The sequence below is a fragment of the Paenibacillus sp. GYB004 genome (assembly GCF_036577605.1).
Lineage (GTDB): Bacteria > Bacillota > Bacilli > Paenibacillales > NBRC-103111 > Paenibacillus_AB > Paenibacillus_AB oceani.
In genome coordinates this window covers 151,099-170,421 of record NZ_JARBDB010000040.1, presented here as the reverse complement: position 1 = coordinate 170,421, position 19,323 = coordinate 151,099, and the positions used below count along the sequence as shown (strand labels likewise).

The 19,323-nt window shown below is 55.2% G+C and carries 11 protein-coding genes and 1 pseudogene; 10 read left to right on the top strand and 2 right to left on the bottom strand.

Going from position 1 to position 19,323, the window contains the following annotated elements; translation table 11 throughout:
- Positions 1-49 precede the first annotated feature (49 nt).
- The 5 genes from PV433_RS17060 (at position 50) to PV433_RS17040 (ending at position 9,125) form a co-directional block, all read left to right on the top strand.
- Complete coding sequence (locus PV433_RS17060; RefSeq protein WP_332073273.1) at positions 50-5,092, top strand: S-layer homology domain-containing protein; 5,043 nt, start codon at positions 50-52, stop codon at positions 5,090-5,092.
- A gap of 650 nt (positions 5,093-5,742) precedes the next feature.
- Positions 5,743-6,543: an alpha/beta fold hydrolase gene (locus PV433_RS17055; RefSeq protein WP_332073272.1), complete on the top strand. Its 801-nt coding sequence runs from the start codon at positions 5,743-5,745 to the stop codon at positions 6,541-6,543.
- A 47-nt stretch (positions 6,544-6,590) separates the two neighbouring features.
- The gene (locus PV433_RS17050; RefSeq protein ID WP_332073271.1) at positions 6,591-7,253 is read left to right on the top strand and encodes a DUF998 domain-containing protein; all 663 of its coding nucleotides are present in this window, start codon (positions 6,591-6,593) and stop codon (positions 7,251-7,253) included.
- A gap of 175 nt (positions 7,254-7,428) precedes the next feature.
- Positions 7,429-7,863 (top strand): YciI family protein, encoded by a 435-nt coding sequence (locus tag PV433_RS17045; RefSeq protein WP_332073270.1) that lies wholly within the window; start codon positions 7,429-7,431, stop codon positions 7,861-7,863.
- Positions 7,864-7,904: 41 nt separating this feature from the next.
- Positions 7,905-9,125, top strand: coding sequence for an RNA polymerase sigma factor (locus PV433_RS17040; protein ID WP_442951543.1), 1,221 nt, complete (start codon positions 7,905-7,907; stop codon positions 9,123-9,125).
- 108 nt (positions 9,126-9,233) lie between these two features.
- Here the strand turns inward: PV433_RS17040 and PV433_RS17035 are convergent.
- Positions 9,234-9,468, bottom strand: a pseudogene (locus PV433_RS17035) (transposase); the annotation flags it as partial.
- 129 nt (positions 9,469-9,597) lie between these two features.
- A complete protein-coding gene (locus PV433_RS17030; protein WP_332073268.1) occupies positions 9,598-10,800 on the bottom strand; it encodes an RCC1 domain-containing protein in 1,203 nt (400 codons plus the stop codon).
- Between the two features lie 369 nt (positions 10,801-11,169).
- Between PV433_RS17030 and PV433_RS17025 the strand changes: the two genes are divergently transcribed.
- The 5 genes from PV433_RS17025 to PV433_RS17005 all read left to right on the top strand — a co-directional run bounded on the left by PV433_RS17025 (position 11,170) and on the right by PV433_RS17005 (position 18,793).
- Positions 11,170-11,625 (top strand): YciI family protein, encoded by a 456-nt coding sequence (locus tag PV433_RS17025; protein WP_332073267.1) that lies wholly within the window; start codon positions 11,170-11,172, stop codon positions 11,623-11,625.
- 28 nt (positions 11,626-11,653) lie between these two features.
- Positions 11,654-11,995 (top strand): DUF1801 domain-containing protein, encoded by a 342-nt coding sequence (locus PV433_RS17020; RefSeq protein WP_332073266.1) that lies wholly within the window; start codon positions 11,654-11,656, stop codon positions 11,993-11,995.
- Between the two features lie 284 nt (positions 11,996-12,279).
- On the top strand, positions 12,280-13,170 hold the full coding sequence (locus PV433_RS17015; RefSeq protein ID WP_332073265.1) for a DUF1186 domain-containing protein: 891 nt from the start codon (positions 12,280-12,282) through the stop codon (positions 13,168-13,170).
- A gap of 564 nt (positions 13,171-13,734) precedes the next feature.
- The gene (locus tag PV433_RS17010; RefSeq protein ID WP_332073264.1) at positions 13,735-15,663 is read left to right on the top strand and encodes a hypothetical protein; all 1,929 of its coding nucleotides are present in this window, start codon (positions 13,735-13,737) and stop codon (positions 15,661-15,663) included.
- A gap of 94 nt (positions 15,664-15,757) precedes the next feature.
- On the top strand, positions 15,758-18,793 hold the full coding sequence (locus PV433_RS17005) for an FIMAH domain-containing protein (RefSeq protein ID WP_332073263.1): 3,036 nt from the start codon (positions 15,758-15,760) through the stop codon (positions 18,791-18,793).
- Positions 18,794-19,323 lie beyond the last annotated feature (530 nt).

The window sequence follows — 19,323 nt, the reverse complement described above, 5'->3', positions numbered from 1 at the left end:
GTATGGAGATCTGCCGCGATAAACCCATTCAGGCTACGGGAGTGATGGTATGAGCAAGCGAGTGTACAAGCAATTATTTATGGTGTTTCTCTCTTTATCGATTGTTTTGGGAGCGTTCCCAGTTTCTCCATGGACAGGAAAAGCCAGTGCTGCAACTGCAGAGCCGGTGCAGCTGCTCAACCCCGGCTTCGAGCTGGGCCGCAATGGCGACGGTACGCTTCCCGGCTGGAAGGTGACGACGGCCGCGACGGTGCAGGATACGCTGGTGGACCTGAGCACGGACACGGTTCGCTCGGGTCAAGCCAGCTTGTATTTCCGCAACAAGGATACGAACGCTTCGTTAACGGTATCCAGCGATCCGATCGCGGTATCCAAGGGCGATAAGGTGACGGTAACCGCTTACGTGTACGGGGTGGACATCAGCTTGAACTTCGGGCTGGAGTTCACGGGCTACAACGCCCAGATGACGACGACCGGCGTAACCGGCTCGTACTTGCGGGTCCCTACGACGGCGGCTGTGATCGGCAAAGGGAAATGGGTGCAGATCAGCGCGGAGTACGAGGTACAGGAAGGCGCAGCCTTTGTCGTCGCGGCGCTTAGCGGAGGCAGAACGACGCAGACGGTCGCGTATGTCGACGACGTGGCGGTATCCGTCGTTCGCGCGAACGCCCCGGGACCCGGACCTGGGCCAGGGCCTGGACCGGATCATCCGTATTTGCTGAACCCGGGCTTCGAGCGGGCGGCTAATCCGGACGGGACGCTGCCGGGCTGGAAAGTGACGACGGCGGCGAACGTGCTGGACACGTATGTGAATTTGAACCAGACCGTCGTCCGGTCGGGCGCGTCCAGCTTGTATTTCCGCAACAAGGATACGAACGCTTCCTTGACGGTATCCAGCGATCCGATCGCGGTGTCGAAGGGCGACAAGGTGACGGTGACCGCATACGTATACGGAGTGGATATCAGCTTGAACTTCGGGCTGGAATTCACGGGCTACAACGCCCAGATGACGACGACCGGCGTAACCGACTCGTACTTGCGCGTCCCTACGACGGCGGCTGTGATCGGGACGGGCAGATGGGTGCAGGTAAAAGGCGAGTATACGGTGAAGGAAGGCGCGGCGCATGTCGTGGTTGCGCTTAGCGGCGGCAGGACGACGCAGACGGTCGCTTATGTGGATGACGTCGACGTTCAGATCGAGCGTGCAGGCACCGCGCCTGTAGTAGCCGATACGCTGCCTAATCCGAGCTTCGAATCGCCGCTGGTCGGCGGCAACATCCCGAACTGGGAAATCGTGCTTGGCAGCGGGACCGCCCAATTGGCGCAATCTCCGGTGCTGGACGGCGCGAACAGCTTGTATTTCAAAGACGGCTCGGCGACGGAAGGGTTCCGTATCATGAGCGACCGGTTCAAGGTGAATGCGGGCAGCAGCCTGACGATTAATACGAACGTGTATGTCATTCGTCAGACGCACAATATTGTCCCGCAAATCTACTACTATTCTTCTGACGGGACCCCTCTTCGCACCGATGAAGGCTTGTTCGGCTCGGTAACGCTGGGGACGAACAAATGGTCGGCGATGCGGCTGCATACGACGGTTCCGGCGGGAGCGGCTTTTGCCCGGATTGCGCTGTACTCCGGCGAGCCGAGTGAAACGGAGGCTTATATGGACGACATCAGCGTAACGGCGGCGCCGCCGGAAGTTCCGCTGGATCGCGAGTACCCGGCTCCCGAAGCGATCGGGCCGATGGTCAACGTGAACCTGGGGCAAGCGGGCGCCATCCAGACGAACGCGCTCGGCGAGAATGAGATTTATTTCGTAACCAACGGTTTGCCGGGTACGTTCTACGTGGTCGATGCGGAGACGGGCAAACGGAAGTTCAGCCAGGTCATCCCGAATACGGAAGCGACTTGGGCGATGACGGTCGGCTCGGACAAGAACGTCTATTTTGCCGGGACGAAGGACGGGATGCTGTACCGGTACCTGCCTGCGGAGAAAAAGCTCGAGAACCTCGGCTACAACACGGCCGACGGCTGGGTATGGGATCTCGAGGCGATTGACGACAAAATCTACGGCGGCACGTACAACAGCACCTCCAGCGGCAAGCTGTTCGAATACGATATTACGAACAAGACGTTCCGCAACTACGGCATTCTGAAGCAAGGGCAGCAGTACGTGCGCGGAATCGCGATGGACGGCGACTATGTATATGCAGGCCTCGGGACGACGATCGAGCTGCTGAAGGTGAACCGTCATACCGGCGCGCAAGAAGCGGTTCCGATTCCGGGTCATTCGGGCGGTCCCGGCGGTCCGGTCGCGGACGTGTTCGTGATCGGGGATCTGCTGTTCGTATCGGTCAGTACGATCAATATGGTCGTGCTGAATAAAAACACGGGCGAGGTTGTCGCGAATTTCCAATACAGCAACATGATCTCCGAGCCTGACCCGTCCAATCCGAAGTACATGTACTACAAATATTTAACGAACCTGTACCGGTTCGACCTGACGACGTACGAATCCACGCGGATCGAGCTGTCTTACCCGCTGCCGGATACGACGCGCGTCAAGGATATGACCTGGATCAAGCTGACGAGCGGGGCCAAAGCCGGGCAAACGGTACTGGCGATCGTCACCCAGTACGGCGAGTATATGTGGTACGATCCAACCGATGGCAGCGTAACGTTCGTTAGTCTGGAGATCGATCCGCAGCCGGTGCGGATTCAGGCGTTCGAGGTAGGCTTCGACGGCCGTCTCTATTTCGGCGGTTACCAGCGCGGGATGAGCATTTACAATCCATTTACGAAGCAGATCGACTTGAACGTCTCGGCCTTCGCACAGCCGGAGGGAATCGGGTTTCTCGGCGAGCGTGTGTTTTACGGCACATATGTATCGGCGGTGATGTACAGCTATGACCCGAAGAAGCCTTTTGTAATGAACCAAAATCCGAACTACGAGTACAAAATCGCGCATCAGGACCGGCCATTCGCGATCACGTCGGGCGATAACAAGCTGTTCGTAGGCACAGTGCCGGATTACGGTTATCTGGGCGGCGCGCTCGCTATCTACGATGAGAAGGCGGACAAGTGGACGCAGTACGATCACGATCAAGTCGTCCGCAACCAGAGCATTATCGGACTGGCGTACAAGGACGGTCTGCTGTACGGCGGGACGTCGGTCTGGGGCGGGCTGGGCATCGATCCGTCCGAGCCGGAAGCGAAGCTGTTCGTCTGGGACGTGGAAAAAGGGCAGAAGATCGACGAGTTCGCACTCGATATCCCGGGCATCGATGAAACGCCGAAGATGATCGGCGAGATATCGTTCGGTCCGGACGGTCTGTTGTGGGGAGTCGTGGACGGTACGATCTTCGCGATGGACGTGACGACCAAGCAGATTGTGAAGAGCAAAATGATCCGCCCGAGCTCCTACAACACGAGCAAATGGCTGCCTTACCATCTGCGCTGGGCGCCGGACGGCATGTTGTATACGACTTTGGCGCGTAAGATCATTGTGATCGATCCCGAGACGCTGCAGTACAAAATTATTGTGAACGACTTCTTGAACAGCATGTCGATCGGGGTGGACGGCAGCATCTATTATGCGCCGGATGCGGGAACCGACCTGGCGCGGATCGCCGTACCGCAGACCGATGCAACATTGTCCTCGCTTACCGTGAAAGGCGAGGGGGTCCCAGGGTTCTCCCCGGGAATCGCAACATACAAGCTTCCTGCGGCTTCCAAAGGTACGGTTCAAGCGACGGCGACTCAGCCGGGAGCAGCCGTTCAGCTGGAAGAAAGCGGGGAGGAAGCGAAAATAACGGTCGTCGGCACCGACGGCAAATCGACACGGGTGTACCGGATCGTGTGGGAGCAGAAGGATGACGGCACGACGCCTCCGGTGGAGGAGCCGAATGAAACGGAGACACCGCCGGCCGGACCTGGCGCGCCGATCGGAGGGGGACAACAGCCTTCCCCTGGAGGTGACGGAGAGAAGACGCGGGTTGTCGGCAGCGGCGATCTGATCCCGCAAAGCAACGGCTCTCTGCAGGTGAACGTGCAGGAGAAGACGGAGCAGGTGCAATTGCCGGCTAACGTGGCCGAGCTGCTTAAAGAGCAAGGACTTCTGACGATCGCCGCTCCTCACGTGAGTCTGTCGCTGCCTTCGCAACTGTTCGCGGAGTTGCAGCAGAAGGCCGGTTCGTCGCAGGGCGGGATACATTCTGTGAACGTATCGCTGGCCAAAGCGGACGAGACGCAAACGTCGCAGGCGGTCAAGCAAATCGGCGAGCAGCGGCATGCACAAGCAACGGCACGGTCGGCATGGATGGACGTGCAGGTTACAGCGGCGACAAGCCAGGGAACGATCCGGCTGGAGCAATTCGCCGAGCCGATCGTCGTGTCCGTTAACGTCCAAGGCGGCGGTCGGCCGGAGCTGACGCATCTGTATCGTCTGTCCGAGGACGGCAAGCTGGAATATGTCGGCGGGCAGTTGGCGAATGGCGTGTTGACCGCGCAAGTAACCGAACCGGGGCGGTATATCGCGCTGGAGCTGAACAAGACGTTCGCCGACGTCGCAGGTACCCACTGGGCGTCGAAGGTCATTCAAACGATGGCGTCGAAGTTGATCGCCGAAGGAGTGAGCGACGATCGGTTCGCCCCGGATGCCGACGTGACGCGTGCCGAGTTTATCGCTTTGATCGCGCGAAGCTTGCAGCTGCCGGCATCGCCGGGCGCCGCTTCCTTCGGAGACGTAGCGGCGGACAGCTGGTACGAAGACGCCGTTCAGGCGGCGGTCCGTGCCGGTCTGATCAGCGGCTACGACGACGGGACGTTCGCCCCGAACCGGACGATCTCCCGGGAGGAGATGGCCGTCATCCTCGTTCGCGCTTACGAGTACCAAGCCGGTAAGCTTACCGGCGCGCCAGCCGGGACTTCGTTTGCCGATGCGGACCAGATGAGCGACTGGGCTCGGGACGCGGTCGGGCACGCAGCAGCGCTGGGCCTTCTGAGCGGCCGCGACGGGGGGCAATTTGTCCCGCAAAGGCAGCTGACCCGTGCGGAAGCGATTCAGGTTTTATCTAAGCTGGTTAAGTAAAGACGAATGCAGACAAGGCAGCTCGGAAGCTATAGCTTCTGGGCTGTTTTGTTGTTGTACAGGAAATGATGATTGAAGTCGTCGAGGGATAGGGGATGTACATAGCTACTGGTAGGCGATTATAAGTAAAGCTGCCACTAGGGCGGGGGGAGTACCTGCTTGTCCGGTAAGGAGTGGTTGATACCGTTATCGCTCCACCGTGTGCTGGGAGCTGTGTGGCTGTGTGCAGTGCCTCTGTCATTGCTTTCAAGGAATCCAGCGACCGTTGCTGCCTAGCTGCTGCTCTTGTCGCTTAGATTCCTGCACACAAGCAGGCTTTTGGTCCAATGAGCGGGGGAATGAAGCGCGTTCCTGCACAGCCGCAGCAATTTTAGCAAACGGGTCTCCTTATGGCTCATTTTGAGGAAAGTTCCTGCGATTTTGCAGGAATTGGTTTAATCAACCACTATTTTCAGGAAGATTCCTACTGCTGGGCAGGAATCTGTTTTGTGTTTTTATGTTTTAATAAAGATCTGATATTTTTTTATTTTTTTTTGTCGGTTGTGTCGATTTTGAATTCAGCGGTTCGTCGTCTTCATAGAGGCGCGGAAATTGCAGCATTCCACCGCAGCCCATCCATCATGAACAATAGCGAAAAGGAGATACATCCAATGAACACAGTAACTTCCAAAGACGGCACCAAGATCGCCTACGATAAAGTCGGCCAAGGTCCGGCACTGATTCTCGTAGCCGGAGCGTTCAGCTACCGGAAATTCCCGGGGCAGGTGCAGCTGGCGAACCTTTTGTCGGAGCGCTTCACGGTGTACAACTACGACCGGCGCGGACGCGGGGACAGCGGCGACACGAAGCCCTATGCGATCGAGCGCGAGATCGAAGATCTTCAGGCGATGATCGATGTAGCCGGCGGTACGGCTTATGTCTGGGGATTGTCTTCCGGAGCCGTTCTTGCCCTTCAGGCGGCGGCGAGAGGGGCGCCTATTGTGAAACTGGCGCTGCATGAGCCGCCATTCGTAGTCGGCGCGGGGGATCGCAAACCTCCGGCTGATTTCGTCAAGCAGGTTGCCGGGCATATCGCGGCAGACCGCCGGGCGGAGGCTATCAAGTATTTTATGACCCAAGGGATGGGGGCGCCTTCGTTTGTGGTCGGTATGATGCGGCTCATTCCCGGCGTGTGGTCGAAGCTGATGGCCGTTGCACATACGCTCCCTTACGATGCAGCATTGATGGACGGTTATATGGACGGAAGGCCGCTGCCGGCCCGCTTATGGAGCGGAGTTACGATGCCCACGCTGGTGCTGGAGGGGACGGAGAGTCCGCTTTCGCTGCGCCGCGGCGCTCAAGCTTTGGCGGGTGTGCTCCCGAACGCACAGCTGCTCAGCAAAAAAGGATTGGGGCATACGAAGAAGCTCGATGCGAAAGCAATTACGGCGGAACTGGCGGCATTTTTTTAAGGGCGATACTGGCGCAGCGAAATGAGAGAAGAAGGGAATGGATTCCTATGCCAAAAACATACGCAAAAGAGAGTAGCACCAGCATAATTAGGTTGCTTCTGGCCGGCGGGGTGATCAGTGCGCCGCTGTTCTATGTTGCAGCCATAGCTCAAGTGTTTACACGCACAGGATTTGATATTAGGCGTCACGCGATCAGCACCCTAACTTTAGGGGAGATGGGGTGGATTCAGAGCGCTAATTTCATACTCACCGGATTGCTCGCTGTGCTCGCGGCCGTTGGGATCCGCGGTTTTCTGCGGGGGAGTAAGGGCGGGACGTGGGGGGCGCTGCTTATTGGAATCTATGGGGCCGGTATGATGGCAGCCGGTATGTTTCGCCCGGACCCCGGTCTCGGCTTTCCGTCCGGTGCCCCGGAGGGGATGCCGGCATCGATGAGCGGCGAGGCGGCGCTGCATTCTTTGGCTTTCTTTACAGCCTTTATTTGTCTGATTGCGGCAAGTATCGTTTTTGCCCGTCGCTTTGCGGCACGAGGCGAGCGTGGATGGAAAGTCTACTCGATCGCGACGGCCTGCCTTGCTCCTTTGCTTATTATGGCGGGTATGGGAGTGAATAGTTGGATTGGCGTCATTATGGGGAGTGCGGGAGTGGTTGCTTTCGGATGGGTGTCGGCTCTGGCGGCCCGATTACATGCTGAAGCCTCCAAGCTATAGGTTGCAATGGCGTGCGACAGGAACTTGGCTCTCAGCCCCGAAAATATAAGGTATAAAAAAAATAGCGGCTGTCGATTTCGTCATCAATCGTTCGTCGTGTAGATAGAAGCGGATTTACCCGGGCAATCTTAACGGGTGGATGCGGCTCAGCACAAAATATGGGAGGGTATTACAAATGAGATTTATGATGATCGTGAAAGCTACAACCGATTCGGAGGCAGGCGTGATGCCGAGCCAGGAGCTGATTGAGGCGATGCAGAAGTACAACGAGGAGCTGGTGAAGGCCGGGGTGTTGCTTGCGGCCGACGGCCTGATGTCCAGCTCGAACGGAATCCGGATTTCGTACCCGGAACCCGGGGGCAAGCCGAAGGTGGTGGACGGTCCTTTTACCGAGACGAAAGAGATCATCGCAGGTTATACGCTGATTGAAGTCAAATCGCGGGAGGAAGCGATCCAATGGGCGCTTCGCATGCCGGACCCTCACGGTTTCGGACAGGGAGAGATTGAGCTCAGACAGGTATTCGAGGTGGAGGACTTGATGGCTGATCCCGAGACGCGGGCAAAAGAAGCGGCGCTTCGCCAGCAAGTTCAGGAGCAGAAACAAGCGTGAACCGCTCCCGTACCGATCGAACGATCGACGCGATCTGGCGGATGGAGTCGGCGAAGGTGATCGCCGGGTTAACGCGAATGGTGCGGGACGTCGGCCTGGCGGAGGATCTGGCCCAGGACGCTCTGGTCATCGCTCTGGAGCGGTGGCCGGAGAGCGGCATCCCGGATAATCCGGGCGCCTGGCTGATGATGACGGCCAAGAGGCGCGCCATCGATCTTCTCCGCAGAGCGAAGCTGCGCGACCGGAAATATGCGGAGATCGCCCGCACGGTGGACGGGTATACCGAAGAAGATATCGAGCAAGCGATAGGCGAGGAGATCGGCGACGATCTCCTTCGTCTGATCTTCATGACGTGTCACCCAGTGTTGTCGCAGGACGCGAGGGTCGCCCTGACGCTTCGCTTGTTGTGCGGGCTCACTACGGATGAGATCGCCCGCTCGTTCCTCACCGCCGAATCGACGATTGCTCAGCGGATTGTTCGTGCGAAGAAAACGTTGAACCGCGAGGGTGTTCCTTTCGAGGTGCCTGCGGGCGAGGAGCTTCAGGACCGGCTGTCCGCCGTGCTCGAAGTGATTTATTTGATGTTTAACGAAGGTTATTCGGCCACATCGGGAGATCAATGGGTTCGCCCGCTGCTCTGTCAGGAGGCGCTCCGATTGGGACGCGTGCTTGCCGAGATCGCCCCTCACGAACCGGAGGTTCATGGGCTCGTCGCTCTGATGGAGATTCAATCCTCGAGGCTGAAAACGCGGGTGAACGCCAAGGGCGAGCCCGTTCTGCTGATGGATCAAAACCGCGCGTTGTGGGACCAACTGCTGATCCGTCGCGGTTTGGCCGCGTTGGAACGCTGCCGGAAGCTCGGACGGCCGCTCGGCCCTTATTCGCTGCAGGCCGCGATTACCGCTTGTCATGCACAGGCGAGGAGTGCGGCCGAGACGGAGTGGCCTCGTATTGCCGCTTTGTATGAGGCGCTGTCGAGAGTCGCCCCATCGCCGATTGTCGAATTAAACCGGGCGGTCGCGATATCGATGGCGTTCGGTCCGGCCTTCGGCTTGCAGATTATCGACAGGCTGAATGAGGAGCCTACCTTACAAGCGTATCATCTGCTGCCGAGCGTGCGCGGCGATCTTCTGGCGAAGCTGGGGCGGAACGCCGAAGCCTGCGCGGAATTCGAGCGTGCGGCAGCGATGACACGGAATGAGCGCGAACGAGCGTTATTGCTGGGCCGGGCGGCGGAGTGTCGAGCTGCACCAACGGAGTAAAACTGAATTTCGAAAGCTCATACATTATAACAAGCTCATTCGAGCTGCGCTTTACGGATGACTACAACACGACGGGGGCTATCCCACAAAGTTGCTTGGACGCTTGCCGATGAGTTCTAAGGTTTCGTTCAGGAATGGAACAACATCTGTGGAAGAATGCGTGTTGCCCGCCCGGAGAACGGCATTCAAACAAAGGCGGGATTGCCCCTTAAAAGCCAAAAGGGATGGTAACTTTTGCGGCCGGGTTTATGCGGATTGTTCCTTTAGCTGCACCGCCTTGATCGCCGTATACGGTTTCCGCCACGGAGTCCAGGTTCAAGATCAGATCCGAAGGCAGACAAGGTCGCCCGCAGCCGAGAATCCGTCCGACGACAACGTCTAGATGGCTCCAGGTACAGCAAAAACCCACAACCTCAAGCGGTTGTGGATTGATGTTGAAAGAGCTAAGGAGCCGTATGCCGGGTGTGCTCCTTCATCGGAGCTTTTTAACGAGGATGGGGGTCAAGCTATCTTTAAAGCTTGCATTCCCTAGCTGCCCGCCGTTATTTTTCCCCCACGCCCATAGCTTCCCGTCTTCCGTAATCGCTACGGCATGGCCATCTCCCAAGGCTACCGAGGTAACCTTCCCTAAGCCGTCAATACGTCTTAATTTATGTCCATTCTTAAATTCTAAATTATAATCACCTACATCGTGTCCCAAGACCCAGAGAGATCCATCCTTTTTCAGAACTAGCGTGTTTAACATAGCTGTAACAATCGAAGAAACGTCGGATAAACCTGTAATCTTTGCGGGGCGATCTACGATTTCTGTTTCATCTGGCAGGCCCAGTTTGCCTTTGACGTTCTCTCCCCATCCCCAGACGGTTCCGTCTTTCCTAATCGCAAAATTTTGCCGCCCATGACCTTTTGATAATGCCACGATATCTTTCAAACCCTCAATCTTAAGAGCGGAATAATTCGTGTTTACTCCAATATTACGAACGGCATACTTATTGTTTTCTTCAAACTTATGAGTTGTAAACTGCTTATCGGCTTGGACAAATTTAATATCTTCGCTATAAGCCGTCCATTTCCATACCGTTCCATCTTCCCTCAAGATATGAACCCCGGCATCGCCGTTCCATGAAATATCTTTTGCGTCAGTTATATTCTCAAGCTTGTGCAACCCATTGTAGAATACCAAAGGGTGCCATACCCATACAGATCCGTCTTTGTCGATTGCTGAAAAAATATTGCCAGCCGAAATTTTTACAATGTTAGACAATTCTTCGATCCCTTTCGGTTCTGGAAATTCGGTAACAGCTTCATATGGTACCTCTGAGATCACCTTCAAACGGGGCTCCCACTCCCATACCGTACCATTTTTTTTCAAAATGATTTCCTTATTTCGAAAAGATTGAATATCAGCTACATCCTTCAAGTCCGCCATGAGCTGTGGGGTGTTAGCTCGGAGGGTATGCTTGCCTTCAATAACATCCGCTATTCCTCCCCAATACCATATCGATCCGTCCGATGTTTGAGCAACGCTGTGATAATCTGAAGCGATAACGCTAGGCTTTACGTCGTTCTCTGGTGCGGCCAGTACTTGCATGGATAACGCTAGGGACAATCCTGCAGCGAGTAGAACCGACCATCGAAATTTCGCTAGTGGACCTTTTTGAGCATTGACTTTCAACAAACTCACACTCCAATCCATTTAACAAATTATAACAATTAGACGATTACCAAGTAAAAAGGTTCCATCCTCTGTGAATTTCATAATTCTAATAAACTGGAAGGAATGGAACGAGTCGAGAATAGTCGAAGCGTTACAATCGCGTCTTGACCTTCGATTTTTAAAGAACAGCACTTTCGAAATTCAGGATAAATTTTTTTTCTTCGAGTCTCATGTCGATTCGTAGGTTTCCCGTTCGTCATTCTATATGAGTTGAACTAAATATCTTCGATGGTAAATCTCAATGTAGTGGAGAAAAGAAATTAGCTGGAAAGCGAGTTTTGGCTAAAAGCTTTCGTCAGAAAGCTGATTCGGAAGGAGGGGACCTGAATGCGATTTATGTTGATGATCAAGGCGACAGGGTACTCGGAGGCGGGAGTAGAACCCGGCCGGGAGTATACCGAGGCAAGGCAAACGTACAGGCAGGAGCTGGCCCAAGCCGGAGTGCTCCTTGCCGCAGAAGAGCTACGGCCCAGCTCAAGCGGAGTGAGGATCACCTATTCCTCGCGAGGGGGAGAGCCAAGCGTGCTGGCTGGCCCTTTTCCAAGCGATACCACGCTTATGGCGGAATATGCCCTGATTGAGGTGCAGTCGGAGGACGAGGCACTGAGTTGGGCGCTCCGTATGCCGGTTCCGGCGGGCCTCGGCGAGTACGAGATCGAGCTGCGGAGACTCAAGAAGCCTGCGGATGCACTACGGGAGCCGAGAATCCGGGCGATGGAAGCTGATTTGCAGGACCAGCTCGATATGTTCCAGAAGATGTTCCAACCGCCAGGCCGTACTTAATTCCATTAAATAGAGGAGAGTTTTGCAGATGAACCCTGAAGTTGCAGATTTTATCAAGGCTTTAAAAGAACCGTGGCAGCGCGAATTGTCCGCTTCTCTACGCGAGGTTGTCCACCAGGCGATCCCGGACGCGCATGAACGCATTCAGTACAAGAAACCCCATTTTCTGAAAAACGGGAAATACGCCGCCGTGATCTCGACATCGAAAGATGCCGTCAGCTTCACGATTTTTAATGCCGCTGCGTTGGAGCTTCCGGAAGGAATGTTCGAGGGCCCCGCGGAGCGTAAAACGTTGAAGCTGCGTAAAGGGGATTCGGTCCCTTCCGAACAGCTGGCGGCATGGGTCGGTCAAGCTGCCGGCACGCTTTAGGCGCGGATGGTTTTGAGTTCAACTCAAGTATTGCGAGGCTGGGAAGTAAGGAGACACCGGATCAGGCAGTCTGGGAGCGTAGAGCTTCGGGGCTGCTTTTTCGTTATTTCCAAGAGGGAATCGCCTCTCAATTCGCAAGCCAATCGTTGGTCGATTAAGCCGGAATATACAGGATATGCGCCGTTTGTGTCGAAATCAATCAGGAACTTAGGAGATTGTCTGCTAATTGTCTGCTATCGGAAATCGTGCGCGGCCTTTCAATTTGGATTAGGAGAGTAACGGCTATGGAACAGATCATGCAAACCATTCGGTATAACGAGGGTACATTTCCGCGTCATGAGCTGCAGCAAATCATCGAACGGAAGGAGGAGGCTATTCCTCACCTGCTTCGAATCATGGTCGAGCTGAATGAGGATTACGAGAAGGTGATCGGACGTCCGGAACGGATCGATTTCATTTACGCTTATTACTTGCTGGCACAATTTCGGGAACAAGCCTTATTCCCGATCCTAATCGAGATTTTGTCTAAGCCCGGCGAGATTTGTGAAGAGATTTTTGACGATTCCATTACGGAGGGTGTAGGCCGTGTGCTCGCCTCTACTTACAACGGGGAAATCGATTTGCTGCAGCGGTTGATCGAAAATACCGAAGCGAATCAGTATGCGCGCGGGCAAGCCTTAACCGCTTTAGTCATTTTGGTTCTTGACGGTCAGCTCTCCAGAGAGTTCGTCATGGACTATTTCAAGCAGTTGTTGAACGATAAGCGTTCGGAGGACAGCTATTATCTGAACGCAGAGATCGTGTGCTGTTGTGTTGACCTTTATCCGGAAGAGGTTGCTGCGGATATTCAGCGATTGTTTGAGGATCGGATTATCGAGACCATGGTCATCGGCTTGGATGAGGTCCAAAGGACGCTGAGGAGAACGAAAGAAGCAGTCTTGCGGGAGAGCGGGCAAGATTACAAATATCAGCTTATTACAGACGTCATCGAGGAACTGCAGGGCTGGGCTTGTTTTCAACCCAATGCGAAGGCAGACTTTTACTCCGGGATAGAACGCAGTGCGCTTCACGAGAAACCGAAGACGAATCCGGCAGTCATAATTGAAAAGATCGGCCGGAACGATCCCTGTACGTGCGGGAGCGGTAAGAAGTACAAAAAATGTTGTGGATCGTGATTCAACGCAAAAAACCACTGACCTTTGGTTGTGGCCACTGAAAAAGTCCTGACCGAAGTTTTACTAAGAAGAAAAGACCGTTTTTAGCCTGTGAGGAGGCTTTAAACGGTCTTTTCGTTGTTTTTCCAACACTTCAATCAAAAAATCAATGCTTTACAGAAAAAACGCAAGTTTTTCAGTGGCCTCCCTTTGGTTCAGTGGTTTTTTGGTGGAAGGAGCCAAGTTGGAGGGAGGTATGCGAATGAAAAGTTCATTTCCTCGTTCGAGCCAACGAATAATAGGTGGACTTTTTAGTATCCTTAGGTTCATTTCATGGTACTGTTACAACCACAAATTACGGACTATTTAAAGTAATTGACAATGAAAATAAGCGGATCTATACTTTTTGTATACCAAAGGGAACCAATAATCAGTGTTTGGTTTACCAAGCGCCGTTAGGAAGGGGGGCTGCCATCATGATGTTCTTCAAGCTCGGTAGAATCAAATAACGTTGTTGAAGCAAACAAGCGGAAACAACATCTAAAGACGGATGAGACCATATTTTCACATCGGAGGATTCAGACTATGGGGACGATGACTAACCTGGGAACGCCTTTACATCTAATTATCAACAACGGTTGTGCGGTGGGGCGCGACGAGCGCGGAAGGGTTGTCATTTATACAGTTATCAAAGGAGCGAACGACAGCACCGTATTCGCTAGCGTAGATGCGTTAACAGCAGAGGTAGGTACCTCAATCCGCATGCCTGGAGTGAGCGGGGCCTGGGGGCTGCTGCAGGCGAGCGACGGGTCGGTGTACATAGGGACTTACGGCAATGGCCGGCTCTATCGGTATATACCGGGCATCGGGGAGCTGACGGATCTCGGAGAGCTTGGCGATGAAACGGTTGTGTACTATTTGACGGAAAGCCGCGACGGTAAAATCTATACGGGAACGTACCCGAGCGCCACTTTGTTCTGCTACGATCCTCACTCCAATCAAGTGTCTAATCTGGGACGGCTGCACGAAGAGGAGAAGTATCTCGACTCGCTTGTGTACGACCCGGTCCATCATGCGCTTTATGCCGGCTTGGGCAGGCAAACGGCCCGATTGATTCGCATCGACCTCACTACAGGACAGCGGGAGGAATTGCTTGCTAAACTTCTTCCGCACGATTATTCCCGTTACCACTCGGTGTTTTGCATGGGCTATGGGCTTGGCAAGCTGTTTATCCGTCTCAGCAAACCCGACCATTTGCTGATCCTCGATACGGCGACGAATACGGTTGAATTTTACGACCCGGAGAGCGGCATAGGACTCGGCTGCAAAACGGTGGCGGTAATGCCAGGCGACGAGGAGCATGTGTATATGGGCGGCCAAGTGTTACGCTCATACAACATCAGGACCCGAACGTTTGCCGATAAGTTTCCGGACGAGACGGTGAAAGCGCTTCACTATTACGATGCCAAATTTATGGAGCTGGAGCATCCGGAATGGCCGGGCTTTACAATGGTATCGTCCACGGAGGGCGGGCGTATTCTCCTATACAACAAGTCCACCGGACGAACAGCCGAGTCCAGATTCCGCTATGAGGGGGCGCCGGTGCAAATTCGCAGCATGTACGGAGGAGAGGACGGGCAGGTTTATGTCGGCGGTTATATGCTGGGTTTCGCTTCCTACGACAGCAGGTCGGGGACGTTCTCCGAAACGCGGGAATTCGGCCAGGCCGAGTCGATTTCCAGTTTCCGCGGAAACGTGTATGTCGGGATCTACGGCAGCGCCGGATTGTGCGAATATGACCCCGGCCAGCCTTGGAGCGCCCAAAACCCGCGCAAGCTGTGGAATTTAATGAAAGACGGGCAAGACCGGCCGTTTGCGATCGTTGGGGTAGAATCGCTGGGCAAGCTGTTTATCGGCACTGTACCCGACACGCATTCGCTTCAAGGGGCGTTAGCGGTATACGATGTCGCGACAAAGGCTCTGCAAGTGTATACAAACATCGTGCACAATCAAGGCGTCGTGTCGCTTCTTTACCGGGACGGACTCGTCTATGGCGGCACTACGATATATGGAGGGCTCGGCACCAGCGGTCCGACGGAAAACGGCGGTAAGCTGTTCGCCTTCGATCCGGCAACCGGCGAGAAAACGTTCGAGATCGTCCCGGTACCCGGCTGTGGTACGGTCAGCGGTCTGCTTAACGGTCCGGACGGTTACATCTGGGGCGTCGCGGACGACCATTTGTTCAAATTCGATCCGGAAACCGGGGCGATTTGTTACCTGGAAGAGAAGCTGAAGCGGAACGCTGCGAAAGAGACGGTATGGGCCGACGCCGATCTGACGATCGGGAGCGATGGCAACGTGTATGGGACGAACGCGAAGAGGCAGTTTTTTCGAATTCAGCCGGACACGATGGAATGGACGTTCCTCGCTAGCGGTTACCGGTATTTGACGAAGGGGGCGGACGGGCATTTGTACATGTGTGACGATTCGGCGCTGTGGAGATACGAGCTTTAGTCAGGCTAGATGAACGCTGCAAGCAGAAAGGCATCCAGACGGGAGCGTGTTAAAAGGCGTAGCCTATTCGAATTCGGGAAAGGTTGTGTTTGGAATGAGGAAAACGGCACACACCCTGTTCGGCAGATTGGCTCTATGCATCCTTCTGATCTTTTCAGTATGTTTCGTCTTCACCATATCGGGACCTGTACCTGCTTACGCCAGCGGAGATTTGTTGCACAACGGGGGCTTCGAACAAAACCCGGGAAGCACCGCGATTCCCGGCTGGACGCCTTATGTCGGGACGGAAGCTTCGTTAGACAGCCAATTGCGGGTGGAGGGTGCCTATTCGCTTCGTATCCAAGACGTATGGACCGATAAAAGCGGCGGCGTATACAGCGCATCTGTTCCGGCTCTGCCCGGAGAAATATTCAGGGCGACCTCCAAGGTGAATGTCGTCAGCGGCGGCGGGCAGATGCATCTGGAATATTTGAACGCTTCCGGTCAAAGGATCAGCCGCGACGGGATGTATATCGCACCGACGAACGGAGCTTGGTTCGATCTGCAAACCGACGGAACGGCGCCGGCCGGAACCGCCTACATCCGGGTGCTGCTGTACTGCGGAGCGGCCGAGCTGTGCGACGTATATTTCGATAATGTGAAGCTGGAGCGTAGAGATTCGAATTTCCGCGGCAAATTTGACGATCCTGTTCTCATTCCGGATGCGGTACCGCTTCAACTGGGGCAGGCTGCCGCCGTTGGGGAAACGGCGGACGGCCACATGGAGACGTATTTCTTCTCCAACGGCGCACCCGGTACGTTTTATGCGCTCGATGCATGGACCGGTGAGCGGAAGTTCGCCCAGCAAGTTCCGGGGACGAATATCGTATGGGCGATGACGATCGGGGCGGACCGCAACGTCTATTTCGCCAGCTCTAACAACGGCCGTTTCTACAAGTACGACCCGGTCTCGCAGACGCTCTCCGATCTCGGCGTTAATCCTTCCGGCCGCTTCGTCTGGTCGCTGCAACCTTCTCCCGATGGCAACTATTTGTACGGAGCTACCTATCCGGGGGGTCATGTGTTCGAATATGCGGTCGAGAACGGCGTGATCCGCGATCTTGGAAATATGAAGCAAGGAAAAGACTACGCCCAGGGTGTCGGGGTGACCGACCAGTACCTATACGTTGGAGTCGGCCCTTACAACGGCACTGAAACCCGCATGCTCGTCCGGTACGATCGCCAGACAGGAGCCAAGCTCGAAATTCCGACGACGAGCAAGGGCACCTTTATCCAGGACACGCGAATTTACGGCGGCAAGCTTTTTGTAGAAAGCAGCCGATACGCTTTCGTGATCGACGAAACGACGCATCAAACGATCGGCGGCTTTCCGTACAGCGGAGATATTTCCTCCCCCTATCCCCTCGATGAACGTTACTTCTACTACAAATATCTCGACAAGCTGTTCCGTTACGATTTGAATACGAATGCCCGTACGGAGATGGCGTCTTTGCCGGATTATATGAAGGACTCGGATATCAAGACACTTGCTTGGGGAGTTCCGGCCTCAGGTTCCATGGCGGGACATACGGTTCTGCTCGGCGTTACGCTGGACGGCGAATCGTTCATCTACGACCCGCAAAGCGGCGTTGTCGAAATTCCTAAGCTGGATATGGACGCCCAAGGAGTGTCTATCCAGACGATGAGTTACGGTCCCGACCGCAATCTGTATATCGGCGGTTATCATAAAGGGGTGTCGGTGTACAATACGGTTTACGAGCGGTTCGACGTGAAGGGGGAAGGGCTGCACCAGATCGAAGGTGTCGGCTACTTGAACGGCAAAACGTACTTCGGCGTTTACGCCGGGGCCCGCCTGTATGAATATGACCCGGCGGAGCCGTGGAATTTCGTAGGCAAGCCGACCGATAACCCGCATCTGGAGCATGTCGTCTCCGGGCAAGACCGGCCGTTCATTTTTGAAACGGCAGGCAGCAAGCTGTTCACCGGGACGATTCCCGCCTACGGTAAACTGGGAGGATCGCTGACCGTGTACGACAGTACGTACGGAGCATGGAAGGAATACGACCATAGCCGCGTCGTGCCGAACCAGAGCGTAATCGGCTTGGCGCATAAGGACGGCAAGCTGTACGGGAGCACGTCCATATTCGGCGGTCTGGGCATAAGTCCTACGGAAACGGAGGCGAAGCTGTTCGTGTGGGATATAGCGGGCGAACAGAAATTGCTCGAGCGGACACTTGAGGTACCGGGACTGGCGGCCCCTCTGGTCATCGGCGATCTGGAATTCGGGCCAGACGGGCTGCTCTGGGGGGCGAGCCTCGGCACGATCTTCGCTCTGGATCCGGATACGCTGGAAGTGGTCAAAAGCAGAGTTATATACAATATCGCTCCCGACAAAAGCCAGTGGAGGCCGATCTACTTGATCTTCGGCGCAGACGGACTGCTCTATACGAACGTTGGCTTGTCGGTGACCATCATTGATCCGCAGACGCTGGATTACGAGCAATTCGCCAAATCGACCACGGTTTTGGCCATGGACCACAACGGCAGCCTGTACTACGCCTCGAACTCCAAAGATATCGCCTATATGCCGATCCGGTTAGGCACGGTCACCGCCGATGCCGGCGATGGCATCGTAGAATGGGGAGCGAGCAAGCCGATCGCCTTATCGGCCACTTGGATGAACGGTCGCCCCGTCGATCTGAGCACGGCCGAGGCTAGCCGCTGGATCGTCAGCGATCCGTCTGTCACAAGAGTCGTATACGGACAGCTGGAAGGGCTGTCTCCCGGCAAGGTGACGGTGGTTCCCGAAATAACCGTGCGGGGTCGGACGGTGCAGGGCAATGCGCTTGAAATCGTCGTTCGCGCTTCGTCCAGTAAGCTGGGAGCCGAGATGGAGAGGCTGCGGGCGCAAGGGGTTCTTAAGCAGTCGCTTTACGCACAACTGGTCAATAGCTTGCGTCAGGCCGAGCATTTTCTAGGTATGGGCAACAAGGGGAAGGCTGGCGAGTTTATGAATCGTTTCGTAGAGCTGGTGACGGACGCCGATCTGGACGGATCGGCCGGGACGGAAGCGAAACGGCTCTTGCTGGCTGCCTCGCGCGATTTGATTGACCAGTGGGAAACGGATTAATTCATAGCGCGAAAGGCTTACATGCTTGCGACGAGCGGGTCGCGGGCAGTAAGCCTTTTGTTGTTACGGACAAAGGTTGGGCTCGCTGCTGGTCCCCTTCGGTATTGCCATGGGATGTTGGACAGCCGACGTGTCACCAGGCACCGCGCGCGGTGTGGACGATGGGGATGGGAGTTGGATCAGGCGTATGTTCGAGTACCGACGTTAATTCGCAGGAGGGCGGGGGGAGGTTCAAGCAAGAGGGCTGGGGAGTTAGGAGCGATTTGTACCCCTTATTTTGTCCAAAACCGGGTTTGATGTGAAAATAAGAGCGGTTTGCGGCTTCTATTTACCCTAATCTGGCCCTGCTTGCGGTAATTTGGGTGAATTAACAGGCACAAACCGCTCTTATTTGTAAGAAACAAGGCGGAGGCCGCCCCATAAGAGTTGCAAACCGCTCTTATCCTCAAGCAGCGGGATGCGGAGTGGTCAATGCTAGCGGGAACGCGCGGCTCCCGGTGCGTACGATCCGCTGCAGGACGGCGGTGGAT

What these genes read in the sequence shown, in the direction of transcription:
- PV433_RS17015 (WP_332073265.1), top strand. Translation starts at nt 12,280, where the DNA reads ATGGAACAGATCATGCAAACCATTCGGTATAACGAGGGTACATTTCCG.
- PV433_RS17050 (WP_332073271.1), top strand. Translation starts at nt 6,591, where the DNA reads ATGCCAAAAACATACGCAAAAGAGAGTAGCACCAGCATAATTAGGTTG.
- PV433_RS17040 (WP_442951543.1), top strand. Translation starts at nt 7,905, where the DNA reads ATGGAGTCGGCGAAGGTGATCGCCGGGTTAACGCGAATGGTGCGGGAC.
- PV433_RS17055 (WP_332073272.1), top strand. Translation starts at nt 5,743, where the DNA reads ATGAACACAGTAACTTCCAAAGACGGCACCAAGATCGCCTACGATAAA.
- PV433_RS17060 (WP_332073273.1), top strand. Translation starts at nt 50, where the DNA reads ATGAGCAAGCGAGTGTACAAGCAATTATTTATGGTGTTTCTCTCTTTA.
- PV433_RS17025 (WP_332073267.1), top strand. Translation starts at nt 11,170, where the DNA reads ATGCGATTTATGTTGATGATCAAGGCGACAGGGTACTCGGAGGCGGGA.
- PV433_RS17010 (WP_332073264.1), top strand. Translation starts at nt 13,735, where the DNA reads ATGGGGACGATGACTAACCTGGGAACGCCTTTACATCTAATTATCAAC.
- PV433_RS17005 (WP_332073263.1), top strand. Translation starts at nt 15,758, where the DNA reads ATGAGGAAAACGGCACACACCCTGTTCGGCAGATTGGCTCTATGCATC.
- PV433_RS17020 (WP_332073266.1), top strand. Translation starts at nt 11,654, where the DNA reads ATGAACCCTGAAGTTGCAGATTTTATCAAGGCTTTAAAAGAACCGTGG.
- PV433_RS17045 (WP_332073270.1), top strand. Translation starts at nt 7,429, where the DNA reads ATGAGATTTATGATGATCGTGAAAGCTACAACCGATTCGGAGGCAGGC.